This window comes from Sphaerisporangium sp. NPDC005288 (genome assembly GCF_040607475.1).
GTDB lineage: Bacteria > Actinomycetota > Actinomycetes > Streptosporangiales > Streptosporangiaceae > Sphaerisporangium > Sphaerisporangium rhizosphaerae.
Map to the genome: position 1 here is coordinate 24143 of NZ_JBEXGT010000054.1, position 13472 is coordinate 37614.

At 70.9% G+C, this 13472-nt stretch carries 9 protein-coding genes; 4 read left to right on the top strand and 5 right to left on the bottom strand.

Annotated features, from left to right (window positions below; all coding sequences use genetic code 11):
* Positions 1–322 precede the first annotated feature (322 nt).
* Complete coding sequence (locus tag ABZU32_RS35445; protein ID WP_354929595.1) at positions 323–1720, bottom strand: histidine kinase; 1398 nt, start codon at positions 1718–1720, stop codon at positions 323–325.
* 415 nt (positions 1721–2135) lie between these two features.
* Between ABZU32_RS35445 and ABZU32_RS35450 the strand changes: the two genes are divergently transcribed.
* On the top strand, positions 2136–3428 hold the full coding sequence (locus ABZU32_RS35450; protein ID WP_354929598.1) for an L-fuconate dehydratase: 1293 nt from the start codon (positions 2136–2138) through the stop codon (positions 3426–3428).
* A 168-nt stretch (positions 3429–3596) separates the two neighbouring features.
* On the opposite strand, the gene ABZU32_RS35455 is transcribed toward ABZU32_RS35450, so the two are convergent.
* Genes ABZU32_RS35455 through ABZU32_RS35465 form a run of 3 tightly spaced genes read right to left on the bottom strand, consistent with a single transcriptional unit; the run spans position 3597 to position 7297 of the window.
* Positions 3597–4649, bottom strand: a complete 1053-nt coding sequence (locus ABZU32_RS35455) for an ABC transporter permease (protein WP_354929601.1) — start codon at positions 4647–4649, stop codon at positions 3597–3599.
* Positions 4642–6207: a sugar ABC transporter ATP-binding protein gene (locus ABZU32_RS35460; RefSeq protein ID WP_354929604.1), complete on the bottom strand. Its 1566-nt coding sequence runs from the start codon at positions 6205–6207 to the stop codon at positions 4642–4644. The genes ABZU32_RS35455 and ABZU32_RS35460 overlap by 8 nt, the downstream gene beginning before the upstream one ends.
* 13 nt (positions 6208–6220) lie before the next feature.
* Positions 6221–7297 carry a sugar ABC transporter substrate-binding protein gene (locus tag ABZU32_RS35465; RefSeq protein WP_354929607.1) on the bottom strand — a complete coding sequence of 359 codons (1077 nt, stop codon included), beginning with the start codon at positions 7295–7297 and terminating at the stop codon, positions 6221–6223.
* 364 nt (positions 7298–7661) lie between these two features.
* Between ABZU32_RS35465 and ABZU32_RS35470 the strand changes: the two genes are divergently transcribed.
* Positions 7662–8384: a FadR/GntR family transcriptional regulator gene (locus ABZU32_RS35470; protein ID WP_354929610.1), complete on the top strand. Its 723-nt coding sequence runs from the start codon at positions 7662–7664 to the stop codon at positions 8382–8384.
* Positions 8385–8779: 395 nt separating this feature from the next.
* Positions 8780–10765 (top strand): alpha-L-fucosidase, encoded by a 1986-nt coding sequence (locus tag ABZU32_RS35475; protein ID WP_354929613.1) that lies wholly within the window; start codon positions 8780–8782, stop codon positions 10763–10765.
* 121 nt (positions 10766–10886) lie between these two features.
* Here the strand turns inward: ABZU32_RS35475 and ABZU32_RS35480 are convergent, their stop codons facing one another.
* On the bottom strand, positions 10887–11960 hold the full coding sequence (locus ABZU32_RS35480; protein WP_354929616.1) for a LacI family DNA-binding transcriptional regulator: 1074 nt from the start codon (positions 11958–11960) through the stop codon (positions 10887–10889).
* A gap of 147 nt (positions 11961–12107) precedes the next feature.
* On the opposite strand from ABZU32_RS35480, the gene ABZU32_RS35485 reads away from it, so the two are divergent.
* Positions 12108–13469 carry a hypothetical protein gene (locus ABZU32_RS35485; RefSeq protein WP_354929619.1) on the top strand — a complete coding sequence of 454 codons (1362 nt, stop codon included), beginning with the start codon at positions 12108–12110 and terminating at the stop codon, positions 13467–13469.
* The last annotated feature ends 3 nt before the right edge of the window (positions 13470–13472 follow it).

Here is a 13472-nt window from a genome sequence, read left to right on the forward strand (position 1 = left end):
CACCTCCCTGCTCGGCCATCGGCCCTCGGGAACGCGCCGGCGGATACCGGACCCAGCGGTTCCGTCCTCCATGCAACCCGGGTACGCGGGGCGGGGGCTACGGCACAAGGTGGGCTCCGGCGACAACGAAAGTTGCCGGTCGCGGTCGCCGATGCGCCGGCCATCCACGATCACCGGCTCGGGCGCCGTAGCAGCCGCCGGGATCGCCGTACCACGACCCGCCGACCCGGCGCCGATCATCTCCGGCACGTGGCCAGGGTGGAGAGCCACGCCCAGCCGGGGTCATTCACGTATCAGCGGCGTCAGCGGCGAGGCATCGGGGTCAGCCGTGGGCGGTGGCGGGCCTGCCATCGGTCTGCGAGGCCGAAACGTACGCCGGCAGCTCCGCGGCGACCAGGAAGCCGCCGTCGCCGGTGGGGCCCGCGCGCAGAGTGCCGCCGACCACGTCGACCCGGTGCTCCAGGGCGGCCAGGCCGAGCCCGGACCCGCTGCCGGCCAGCACCTCGTCGGCCGGACGCGCGGCGGCGCCGTTGACCACGCGGACGGTGACGCCGTCCGGCCGGTAGCGCAGCCGGACCCGAACGTGGGCGCCCGGCGCGTGCTTGCGGGTGTTGGTCAGCGCCTCCCGCACGATGCGGTGCACCGTGCGCGCGATCGTGGGCGACATCAGCGACCGCTCGCCCTCGACGTCCAGCTCGACCGGGAAGCCGGCGGCCGCCGACTCCTCGGCCAGGGCGGCCGGGTCGGGCACCGGGGGCGCCTGCCGCCGCGCGCCGGCGGGGCGGCGGCTCGGGCCCGGCGGGTGGGCGCCGGCCTCGTCCGGTTCGCTGTCCGCCCGGCGGCCGAGGGTCGCGCCCGGTTCGCCGTCCGCCCGGCGGACGCGGGTATCGTCCGGTTCGCCGTCCGCCGAGCGGACGCGGGTATCGTCCGGTTCGCCGTTGAGCACGCCGATGAGGTCGCGCAGCTCGTCGAGGGCCATCGCGCCGGCCGCCCTGATCTCCTCGGCGGCCTCGCGTACCGCGGGGTCGGAGGAGGTCACGCCCAAGGACCCGGCGTGCAGCACCATGAGGCTCACGCCGTGGCTGAGCACATCGTGCATCTCCGCGGCGAGCCGGCGGCGCTCCTCGGATCGTGCCTGCGCGGCCAGCAGGTGCTTCTCGCGCTCGGCCCGCTCGGCGCGGTCGCGCAGCGACCGCAGCAGCTGCCTGCGCGCGTCGAGGTAGAGCACGACCACGGCCGGGCCGGTCGTGCTGAGCAGCCCGACCGGAGTGACGGTCCAGCTCGGTTCCCACAGCCGGCTGCCGGCCAGCGCGAACAGCGCGACGAGCGGCAGCGCGACCCGCTGCGGCTGCCGCCTGACCAGGTAGATGACCACCACCGGGGTGGCCCGGGGCAACGCGAGCGGGCTGGCCGGCTCGACGGGGGAGAACAGGCCGGGGGAGAAGGTGTCCGAGAGCAGCGTGAGCGCTACGACCACCAGCACCACCCCGCTGACCTGGCGCGGGAACCGGCCGAGGAACACCAGCGAGGCGTCCACCGCCAGCTGCAGCAGCAGATCGGCGCGCGGGCCCGCCCACCCCGTGGTGGGCCGGCTGCTGAGGCAGATCACGACGTCGAGCAGGCCGAAGGCCAGCGCGAAACCCACCAGCGTGGCCGTGTCCCGCCGGCTTCCCCACCGGTCCGCCGGGGTGCGAGGAGGAGCTGCGGCGAGGTCGGGCACGCGGACCACGTTAGCCTCCCGGGACGCCGCCGGCCGCTCGTCCCGGCCCCGGAGACGCGAGGTCGTGCTCCACCCCCGACGCCGTCGCCGCCTGTCTTCGTCATGCGCCGGGCGCGCGCCACGCCGCCCGCAGCTCGCGGAGCATGCCGAGGTCGTCCCCGCCACCCGGTCGCCTCTTCCCCATCGTTCTGGGCTCCGGGTACGCGAGGTCGTTCTCGCCCGCCAGGCCCACCCGGTGACCGCTCGCCGCTCGGTCCCGCTCTGTGACGGCGAGGTGGACGTCGCGGGGCGCGGGTAGGGGATTCATCGGGTTTGCGGGAAGACGGGGGAGTCGCGCAACGTGGATTTACTTGTCCCGAGCCGGATGCGATTCTACTGTCCAGGGCGTATTCATCGGATCAATGGGAGCTGGTTCATGCCGACAATCACCTCGGTGAACGTGATCGACGTCCGGTTCCCCACCTCGGCCACCCTCGACGGGTCCGATGCGATGAACCCCGACGGCGACTACTCGGCCGCCTACGTCGTCCTCGTGACCGACGACGCCGAGCTGGCGGGCTACGGTCTGACGTTCACCATCGGGCGCGGCAACGACCTGTGCGTGGCGGCGGCCCGGCAGATCGGGGCACGGCTGACCGGCCGCGACGTGGACGAGCTGGCCCGCGACCTCGGCGGCCTCTACCGGGAGATCATGGGCGACAGCCAGATGCGCTGGCTCGGCCCGGAGAAGGGCGTGGTGCACCTGTCGGCGGCGGCCGTGCTGAACGCCGCGTGGGACCTGGCCGCCCGGCGGGCCGGGAAGCCGCTGTGGCGGCTGGTCGCGGACATGCCGCCCGAAGAGCTGGTCGCGGCCTGCGACCTGCGCTATCTGTCCGACGTGCTCACGGCCGCCGAGGCCGTCGAGATGCTGGCCGCGCTCGTTCCCACGCGCGAGCAGCGCGTCGCCGAGCTCGCCGAGCGGGGATACCCGGCCTACACCAGCTCCCCAGGATGGCTGGGTTACCACGACGACAAGCTGCGCGGCCTGTGCCGTGAGGCCGTCGCCGAGGGCTGGACCCACGTCAAGCTCAAGGTGGGCGCGGACGTCGAGGACGACGTGCGCCGCCTGTCGATCGCCCGGGAGGAGCTCGGCGGCCGCACGCTGCTCATCGACGCCAACCAGGTGTGGGACGTGCCGCAGGCCATCGAGTGGGTGAACCGGCTGGCGTCGTACGAGCCGATGTGGATCGAGGAGCCGACCAGCCCCGACGACATCCTCGGCCACGCCGCCATCCGCAAGGCGGTCGCCCCCGTGGGAGTGGCCACCGGGGAGCACTGCCACAACCGCGTCATGTTCAAGCAGCTCCTCCAGGCCGGGGCGATCGACTTCTGCCAGATCGACTCCTGCCGCCTGGCCTCGGTCAACGAGATCGTCCCTGTGCTGCTGATGGCCGCCAAGTTCGGCGTGCCCGTCTGCCCGCACGCCGGCGGCGTCGGCCTGTGCGAGCTGGTCCAGCACATCTCCGTGATCGACTACGTCTGCGTGAGCGGCCGTCTCGAAGGGCGGGTGCTGGAGTACGTCGACCATCTGCACGAGCACTTCACCGACCCGGTGCGGGTCGAGGGCGGCCGCTACCGGCTGCCCGAGGCCCCCGGCTACAGCGCCCGCATGCACCCCGGCTCCGTCGCCGCCTACCGCTATCCCGACGGGCACCGCTGGGGAGGCTGACGCGGGCGTCGCCGAGACCGCGATCGATCCGATCGAGCAGCTGACCATGGACGCCGGGGCGCGCGGCGGACGGGCTCCGCCGTCACGGCCTCAGGCGTCCGGGTCAGAGCCGGCGGGGGCCGGGCGGACCATCTGGTCGGCCCGAGCCCGGCCACCGCCGTCCCTGGTTCACTCCTGTGTCCTGCCGCCGGTGAGCCGCGAGATCCCCAGCGCGGTGAGGATGATCGCCCCGTTGAGCGCGCCGATCCACTGGGCCGGGACGCCCGCGAGGGTCAGCACGTTCTGGATCATGTAGAGCAGCAGGATGCCGGTGAACGCGCCGAACACCGTCCCCTTGCCGCCGTTGAGGCTGACCCCGCCGATGACGGCGGCGGCGAACACGGTGAAGATCGCCCCGTTTCCCTGGCCGGCGGCGACGGAGGCGAGCCGGCCCGCGAGCATCAGGCCGCCGAGCGCCGCGAGCACGCTCGCGGTGATCAGCGTGATCCACAGCACCCGGTCGGTGCGGATTCCCGCGGCCTTGGCCGCGTCGACGTTGCCGCCGATCGCGTACAGCGAGCGGCCGAAGCCGGTGAACCCCAGCAGCACCACGCCGGCCGCGAACAGCAGCAGGCAGACCCAGATGGACGCGGGGATGCCGAGCCACAACGCCGAGCCCAGGTAGGTCATGGACGAGGGGAGGTTGAAGAAGGTCTGCCCGCCCGAGATGCCGGTGAGAAGGCCGCGCAGCACGATCAGCATGCCGAGGGTGACGATGAACCCGTTCAGGCCGAAGCGGACGATGAACAGCGCGTTCACCACCCCCGCCAGCACCCCGACCGCGAGGGTGACCGGGATGGCCCAGGCGCCCGACAGCAGGCCGAGCCCGTGTCCCGTCCCCGCCGCGACCGTCACCCAGGCGGCCACGCCGGGCGCCAGCCCGAACGTCGACTCCAGCGACAGGTCCATCCTGCCGGCGACCAGGACGAGCGTCTGCGCGAGCACCAGCAGCGAGATCTCCGACATGGTCTGCAGGATGTTGATCAGGTTGTCGGCCTGCAGGAAGATCGGGTGGACGACCTGCCCGACGATTGCGATCACGATGATCGCGGGGACCAGGGCCAGGTCGCGCAGCCGCGCCAGGCGCGGCCCGGCGCGCCGCCTTCCAGGTCCGGTGCCCTCCGAGGACGGGGAGCCCGGCGGGCGTCCGGTGCCGGACGGCGCGGTGGTGGTCTCAGGCATCGAGGTCGACTCCTTCCATGGCGGCCACCATCTCGTGGTCGTGCCAGCCGGCGGGCAGTTCCGCGACGGCGCGGCCATGGAACATCACCAGCACCCGGTCGCACAGCCGCAGGTCGTCGAGTTCGTCCGACGCGATCACGATGCCGGTCCCGGTCCCGGCGATCTCCTCGACCTTGCCGAGCAGGAACTCCTTGGAGCGGACGTCGACCCCGGCGGTCGGGGTGATGAGCACGAGCAGGCGGGGGCCGTTCGCCAGCGCGCGGGCCATCACGACCTTCTGCTGGTTCCCCCCGGACAGCCCTGTGACGGGCAGTTCGGGCCCAGGGGTCTTGATCGCCAGATTGTCGATCATCTCGCGGGCCAGCCGGTCCTTGCGCCGGCCGCTGACGAAGCCCGCAGGACCGAGCCGCTCGGGGATGGTCAGCGTGGTGTTGTCGGCGATCGACATCAGCGGGACCAGGCCCTGGTGATGGCGGTCCCGGGGGACGAACCCCACGCCCATGGTCAGCGACGCCGGGACGCTGCCGGGCCGCGGGCGGCTCCCGGCCACCTCCACCGTCCCCGACCGGGGCGCCCGCAGCCCCACGACGGCCTCGGCGAGCTCGGTCTTCCCGCTGCCGCCCAGCCCGGCCAGCCCGACGATCTCCCCGGCGCGGACCCGCAGGTCCACGTCGTGGTAGAGCTCGCCGTCGCCCAGTCCTTTGGCGTCCAGGACGACGGGCGCGTCCGAGGGCACGGCCGGACGGATCCGCCGCTCCCGCAGGCCGGCGGCCTCGCCGGTCATCGCCCCCACCAGGTCGCCCTGCGGAACCTCGGCCACCGGCGCGGTGAGGATGTGCCGGGCGTCGCGGAACACCGTGACGGTGTCGCAGATCTCATAGATCTCCTGCAGGTGGTGGCTGATGAACAGGAACGTGACGCCCTGCTCGCGCATGGCGCGCATGCGTTCGAACAGCCGGGAGATCGCCGCGCCGTCGAGCTGGGCGGTGGGCTCGTCCAGGATGATGAACCGCGCGCCGAACGACAGCGCCCGGGCGATCTCCACGAACTGCCGCTGCTCCACCCCGAGCTCCCGCGCCGGCCGCCGGACGTCGACGTCCACCGACCACGTCTCCAGCAGCTCCGACGCCTTGCGCCAGACGCTTTTCCAGTCGACCAGCCCGAGCCGGTTGCGCTTGTGCCGGTTCAGGTAGAGGTTCTCGGCCACGGTCAGCTCGGGGATGATGGTGGACTTCTGGTAGACGCAGGCGACCCGCTCACGCCAGGCGTCCCGGTCGGCGAGCCGCGGAGCGGGGGCCCCGGCGAAGCGGATCTCCCCCTCGTCCGGCGGCTGCAGCCCGGTCAGGATGGAGACCAGGGTCGACTTGCCCGCGCCGTTGCGTCCGACCAGAGCGTGCGTCCGTCCCGGCATGATCGTGATGTGCGCGCCGTCCAGCGCGACGGTCTCGCCGTATCTCTTGGTGACGCGCTCCGCCTCGGCGACCGGCCCGTCGGCGGGGGCCGGCTCGCCGTCGCGTGCGGGCGCGGGTTTCGCGGTCGCTCCCGCGTGGTCGCCCATGACCCTTGCCCTCTCAGTTCAGGTTGTTGCCCCATAGCGACTTGTCGTCGTGTTTGACGCTGGGGACGCCTCCGTAGGTGCCGCCGTCGGCGGTGACCAGGGGCGCGGACAGCTGGTCTTCGAGCAGTCCCGCGCGGACCTGCACGATCGTGCTGTCGTGGTCGGTCTTGCCCGGCTGGAAGGTCTTGCCGTCGATCGCGGCCTTGGCGTACGACAGGGCCCACTTGGCGTACAGGTCGGCCGGCTGGGAGACGGTCGCGTCGATGTCGCCGGAGGCGATGTCCTTGAGCTCCTGGGGAATGCCGTCGTTGGAGACGACGAAGACGTGCTTGGGGTCCTCCGGCTTGACCAGCAGGCCGCGCTGCTTGAGCACCTGCAGCGTGCCGGCCAGGGCGAAGCTCGACTGCATGTAGACGCCCTTGACGTCCGGGTTGGCGGTGAGGACCGTGGAGAGCTTCTGCGCGGCCACCGCGCCGTCCCAGTTCGCGGCCTCGCCGAACACCTTGATCTGCGGGTAGTTCTGCTTCATGCACTCGTTGAAGGCCTCGGTGCGGTCTCTGCCGTTGATGGACGCCAGGTCGCCCTGGAGCATGACGACCTTGCCGTTGCCCTTGAGCTTCTCGCCCAGGAACCGGCAGGCCTTCTCGCCGTAGGCGCGGTTGTCGGCGCGCACGACCATGAAGGCGTTCCCCTGGTCGGGCCGGGTGTCCACGAGAACGGCGGGGATCTTCTTGGTCTCGAGCTGCTGCAGCGTGGGCGCCACCGCGGCGGTGTCCTGGGGGGCCATGACGATGCCGCGCACGCCCTGGCCGACCAGGCTCTGCACGTTGGCGGTGAGCGTGGAGATGTCGTTCTGGGAGTTGGTGGTCTTCAGATCGGCTCCGAGCTCGCCGCCGAACTGGGGCACGTACCTGATGTAGGAGTTCCAGAAGTCGGTGTCCGACCGCGGGTAGTCGACGCCGATGAGCGGTTTCGCCGGCGCGCCCTTCTCACCGCCGCCGCCACCGCCGGTGCCACCGCCGCCGCATGCCGCGGCGAGGCACCCCGACATGGCGAGGGCCGCGGCCAGCGCGAACCTTCTGTGTTTCATCGTCTCTCCTCAAGAATCACCACGATGGGGGATCGCCGTGGCGGGCCGCGCCGCGGGCTCGGGCGGGGTCCGCGCCGCGGGACGCGGGACTCCGGCGAGGAGCCGCACAAGCGCTCATCATCGACAAGAACATGGGATGTCTTTCTATGGCCAAACCTGGCCGGTGTCCAGACCTCATGGGACGGATTCGCCGGGACCCCACGAGGGTCGGAGATGGCATCATCCCGGGCGGACGGCCGGACGCGTCCGATGATCGATGAGTCGTGCCGAATCAGCCGATTCATCACATGTCTGTGGCCCTCGATGGCGTTCTCGGACGGGGGTGGGGTGGCTCTCCTCCGTCCTGAGGTACGAAGATTCGTCTATGTCGTTGACCGAGCAGGCGATCGAACGCATCAGGCAACTCATCAAGGACGGGACCCTCCACCCCGGTGCGCGGCTGCCTCCCGAGCAGGACCTGGCCGCCGAGCTGGGCCTTTCCCGCAACCTGCTCAGAGAGGCCGTCCGCTCCCTGGTCACGACCCGCGTGCTGGAGGTGCGCAGGGGAGACGGCACCTTCGTCACGAGTTTGAAGCCGGAGCTGCTGCTCGAAGGGGTCGGCCTCGCCGTCGAGATGATGCGGGGCGACGACCTGCTGGAGATCACCGAGGTGCGGCGCCTGTTCGAGCCGGTGGCCACGGGCGTGGCCGCGCTGCGCATCACCGCGGACCAGCTCGCGGAGGTCGCACGCCATCTCGATGCCATGATCGCCGCGCACGATGACGTGGAGATGCTCAACCACCACGACGACGCCTTCCACCGGGCGGTGTTCGAGGCGACGGGCAACAGGTCCCTGTGCGCACTGCTCGCCGGCATCGCCGGCCGGACGTTGCGCGCCCGTGTCTGGCGGGGCCTGGTGGAGGGGAACGCGGCCGACCGCACCATCGCCGAGCACGCCGCCATCTACCGCGCGCTCGCCGACGGCGACGCGCCCCTGGCCCAGGCGGCCGCGCTCATGCATGTGAACACCACCGAGACCTGGTTGCGGAAGAACCTCGGCCCGTCGCTGCCGGAGCCCGCCCTCGCGCCACTGCGGCGATCATCCTGAGGGCCGGCCGTCCCGGAGACCGGCGCGCCGTCGCGCGCTGAAAGTTACAGTCGCCCCGGACCTCGGCGATCATCTGCGGGCGGTGTCAGACATGGGTTGTCTGCGGACGGAAGACCGTGGCGGGGGAGACTCGCGTCCGCGGCATGCGCACCCGTCAGCGGCATCGCGGGCACCCGCTCCGGAACCGCCGTCCATCCGTGCGACCTCGTGGTCCCGCGATGTTCCGTGCCAGGCCCCGTCCCGGCCGGCGTCTCCGGAAATCGGCGAGGGGCTGGACAGATGCCCCTGGGAGGTCTACAAAGACATCCAATGTCTCAGGTGTGACACTCCAGTCATCTCGGCGAAACAACGCACGTGACCCAGTAGAGCTCCTTGGTCCTGAGAGGTCCCCGCTCATGTCCTCGTCTTCGTCCTCGTACCAGTTCAGTCGTCGCGCGCTCCTCGCCGGGGCCGGGGGTGTCGCGGCCTCGGGCCTGCTGGGGTTCCGCCCGGCGTTCGCGACCGACGGCCCGCAGAGCTACACCGCGTCGTGGTCCTCGGTCGACCAGCACCCGCCGGCCCCCGAGTGGTTCCAGGACGCCAAGTTCGGCATCTACTACCACTGGGGCGTGTTCAGCGTCCCCGCCTTCGCCAACGAGTGGTACCCGCGCAACATGTACAACAACGGGTCGAACGAGAACAACCACCACAAGAGCGTCTACGGCGATCCCTCCGCGTGGCCGTACCACAACTTCATCAACGGTGCCCGGGACAAGGCCGGGAACTTCGTGCAGTTCGCGCCCAAGCTGAAGTCCGCGGGCGGCAGCTTCGACCCCAACGAGTGGGCGCAGTTGTTCGCCGACGCCGGGGCCAGGTTCGCCGGGCCGGTGGCCGAGCACCACGACGGCTACTCCATGTGGAACAGCCAGGTCAACGAGTGGAACTCCGTGGCCACCGGGCCCCGGCTGGACCTGCTGCGCCTGCACGCCGACGCCATCCGCGCCAAGGGCATCAAGCTGATCGTGTCGCTGCACCACGCCTACAACTTCACCGGCTTTTACCAGTGGGTGCCGACGCAGTCGACCAACTCGCTGAAGAAGCTGTACGGCCAGCTCGGCGCGTCCACCCACCAGCAACTGTGGTACGACAAGCTGCGCGAGGTGATCGACGGCTACCAGCCCGACGTCATCTGGCAGGACTTCAACCTCACCCAGCTCCCCGAGTCCCGGCGGCTGGACTTCCTGTCGTACTACTACAACCGGGCTGTCTCCTGGAACAAGGACGTCGTCGCCACCTACAAGGACGGGTTCAACAACCGGGGCGAGGTGTTCGACTACGAGCGCGGCGGCCCGGCCGGCATCCAGACCCCCTACTGGCTGACCGACGACAGCATCTCCAGCTCCAGCTGGTGCTACACCGTCGGCATCGGCTACTACTCGCTGAACGCCATGCTCCACTCGCTGATCGACCGGGTCAGCAAGAACGGGAACATGCTGCTCAACATCGCGCCGATGGCCGACGGCACCATCCCCTCCGGGCAGCGGTCGGTCCTGCTCGGCATCGGCGACTACCTCAAGCGCTTCGGCGAGTCCATCTACGCCACCCGGGCCTGGTCGGTCTACGGCGAGGGGCCGACGCAGATGGGCGGAGGGTCCTTCACCACGCCGCGGGCCGGCACCAACACCGACATCCGCTTCACCCGCAGCAAGGACAACACCGTGCTGTACGCCACGGTGCTGGGCTGGCCGGGCGGCACGCTGAACATCGGCACGCTGGGCTCCAACCGGATCAACCTGAGCACCCTGGCGTCGGTGCAGCTGCTGGGCTCCACGGCCGGCCAGTACACCAACCTGCCCACGCGCACGCAGGACGGTTCGGGCCTGCACATCACCATGCCCTCCTCCAGCGCCCCGTTCAGCGCCCCCGCCTACGTGGTCAAGCTGACCTTCAACGGCTCCATCCCCGCCCCGGGCTCGGGCCCCACCCCGACCGGCTGGGTGCGGATCAACAACGTGAGCACCAACCTCGCCCTGGACAGCGGCGGCAGCGTCGCCTCCGGCTCGGCGCTCAAGCAGTGGAACTACGACGGCAGCAACAACCTGCAGTGGCAGCTCGTCGACCTCGGCAGCGGCTGGTACCGCATCGTCAACCGCACCAACGGCATGGTCGCCGACAGCTGGGGCAACACCGCCAACGGCGCCAACTGCCTGCAGTCGGCCTGGAACGGCGGCAACAACCAGCAGTGGCGGCTCAACAACGTCGGCAACGGCCGCTACCAGATCATCAACCGGGGCACCGGAACCGCGCTGGACGGCGCGGGCCTCACCACGGCCGGCTCGGCCGTGCAGATGTGGGCCCCGAACACCAGCACCAACAACCAGTGGACCATCACCGCGCTCTGAGCGGTACCACCACCCCTCTCACCCGCCCCGGCGGCGTGCTGCGGCGGTCGCGCCGAGACGCGGCCGCCGCGGCCATGCGCGCCCTCCTCACCACCTCACCCCGCGTGCCGGCGGGCGGCGCTCAGCCGGGGGAGTGCGCGCCAGAAGGCGGCGCGACGGAATCGCGGGAGCGGACCGGCATCGGCACACGGTGCACCTCGGCCGCCGCGCCGAGCTCTGCGGGGTCGCGGTCCATCTCGGTGAACAGCACGTCGACGGCCTTGCGGCCCAGCTCGTAGTGGGGCAGCGCGACGGTGGTCAGGCCGGGCCGCATCCACGAGGCGATGGGATGGTCGTCGAAGGAGACGACGGAGACGTCCGCGGGCACCTTGAGCCCGAAGTCGTCGAGCGCCTGGTAGGCGCCCATGGCGATGCGGTCGTTGAAGCAGATCAGCGCGCGCGGCCTGACCGTCTCCAGCAGGTCGCGCGTCGCGGCGAGGCCGTACTCCGGCTGCCAGTCGAAACACGTGCGCGCGCCCGCCACCTTCACCCCCGCCTCGCCGAGGGCCTCGCGGATGCCGACGAGCCGTTCCAGCGCCGCGACGCTCTCGGAGGGCACGTTGCGCAGGCCCGGACCGACTCCGATCAGGTAGATGCCGTCGCGGTGGCCGGCGTCCAGCAGGACGCGGGCGGCGAGACGACCGGCCTCGACCTCGTGGGGGAGGACGGCGGGCAGGACGGCCGGCCCCTTGGGCACCGCGTTGAGCAGCACGACGGGTGAGGCCGTGATGCCTTTGGGCACCTTGATGGTCCTGGTGAACATCGAGGCCAGGATGAGCCCGTCCACCTGACGGTCGTGCATGGCCTGCAGGAGCAGGCGTTCGAGCTCGGCGTCGCCTTCGGTCTCACCGATGAACAGCATGAAGCCGCGGTCGCGGGCGGCCTCGAGCGCTCCCTTGATCATGTCGCCGGCCAGCCGCGAGGTGGCGACGGTGTCGGAGACGAAGCCGATCGTCCGGGAGGTGCCCGTGCGCAGGCCCACCGAGACGATGTTGGGCCGGTACTGCAGCTCGTCGGCCGCTTTCAGCACCCGCTGCTCGACGTCCTGAGAGATGCGCAGCTCACGGCCGCGGCCGGACAGCACCAGCGAGGCGGTCGGGCGGGAGACGCCCGCGGCCTTGGCGACATCGGCCAGCGTGACCCGGCGTGGGCTCACCCGGAGCCTCCGATCGTCAAGAGTGTGTTACGGAGGGTTGACATCGTGCGACGTGCACGGTGAGACTAACGGGCGCTAACCCGATTTAGCAACGAAGACGGGACGTCAGCCCGGTGCGGATGGTCCCAGGCAGCAGAGGAGATGCGCATGGCTCGTCGAGGTCGCCCCGGCAGGTCCGGGGCCGCGCTTGTGATCGCCATGGGAACGCTGGCCGCCGCCTGCGCGGCTCCCGGCAGCGACAACCCGCCACCCCAGGCCACCAGCACGTCGTCGACGTCCGCGGCGCCCACCTGCGGCACGGCTCCGGTCAAGCTCAGCGGCTACTTCGAGACCGGGTTCCCGCTGCCCAAGGAGCTGACCACCGAGTTCACCAAGCAGCACCCGAACGTCACCTGGGACATCCGTGAGGACCAGTTCGCGGTGATCACGCAGAACGCCCCGCGCGTGCTGGCGGACAACCCGCCCGACCTGATGCGCCTTCCCCAGGTGTCGGAGCTGGTCAAGGACAACCTGCTGAAGAACCTGGACGGCTACGCCAAGGCGTTCGGCTGGGACCGGTGGCCGGCCTCGCAGCTCGAGCAGCTGCGCATGGGCCCGGGCGGGCGCCCGCGCGGCGAGGGCTCGCTGTACGCCCTGGGACTCAACTTCAGCCTGACCGGTCTGTTCTACAACAAGAAGCTGGCCGCCCAGATCGGGATGTCGGCGCCGCCCACCACGCTGGCGGAGCTGGACCAGGCGCTGGACAAGGCCAAGAAGGCGGGCCTCACCCCCATCCTGCAGTTCAACGGCGGCGCCACCGGCGGCCTGGCGTTCCCGCTGCAAAACCTCATGGCCTCCTACGGGCCGCCCGGGCCCATCAACGACTGGATCTTCCAGAAGCCAGGCGCGACCATCGACACCCCGTCGAACCTGCAGGCCGCCCAGCACCTGGAGCGATGGGTCAAGGCAGGATACTTCCAGAAGGACGTCAACGCGGTCGACTACGCCACGATGATGAGCCGCTTCATCGGCGGCAAGGGCCTGTTCATGTTCAACGGAGACTGGGAGTCGGGCAACCTCGACAAGCAGATGCCGGGCAACGCCGGCTTCACCCTGATGCCGCCCGCGCAGCAGGGCGGCAAGCGCGCCGCGATGTCGGCCCCCCTGACCTTCGGCATCGCCGCCCGCGCCAAGAACGCCGACTGCGCCGCCTTCTTCCTCAACTGGGTGGCCACCGACAAGCGGGCCCGCGAGATCGGCGTCGAGGTCGGCGGGTCGCACCCGATGGGACCGGCCGACGCGTACATGCCCGAGGTGCCCGCCGACAAGGTCACCGCGAGCACGCTGTCCGCCGGCGCCGACATCGCCAAGGACAACGGCGCGATGGACTTCATCGCCAACGCCACCGGCGCCATCTACGCCAAGAGCTGGACGCCTCAGTTGCAGAAGCTGGTGGCCGGGCAGCAGACGCCGCAGGAGCTGCTGAAGAGCGTCCAGGCCGACTACACCGGCCAGCTCGAAGGGAACTGAGAC

Excerpts from the sequence above, each read along its gene's own strand:
- ABZU32_RS35460 (WP_354929604.1), bottom strand. The coding sequence starts at position 6,207 with ATGGGCGACCACGCGGGAGCGACCGCGAAACCCGCGCCCGCACGCGAC.
- ABZU32_RS35455 (WP_354929601.1), bottom strand. The coding sequence starts at position 4,649 with ATGCCTGAGACCACCACCGCGCCGTCCGGCACCGGACGCCCGCCGGGC.
- ABZU32_RS35470 (WP_354929610.1), top strand. The coding sequence starts at position 7,662 with ATGTCGTTGACCGAGCAGGCGATCGAACGCATCAGGCAACTCATCAAG.
- ABZU32_RS35485 (WP_354929619.1), top strand. The coding sequence starts at position 12,108 with ATGGCTCGTCGAGGTCGCCCCGGCAGGTCCGGGGCCGCGCTTGTGATC.
- ABZU32_RS35475 (WP_354929613.1), top strand. The coding sequence starts at position 8,780 with ATGTCCTCGTCTTCGTCCTCGTACCAGTTCAGTCGTCGCGCGCTCCTC.
- ABZU32_RS35465 (WP_354929607.1), bottom strand. The coding sequence starts at position 7,297 with ATGAAACACAGAAGGTTCGCGCTGGCCGCGGCCCTCGCCATGTCGGGG.
- ABZU32_RS35450 (WP_354929598.1), top strand. The coding sequence starts at position 2,136 with ATGCCGACAATCACCTCGGTGAACGTGATCGACGTCCGGTTCCCCACC.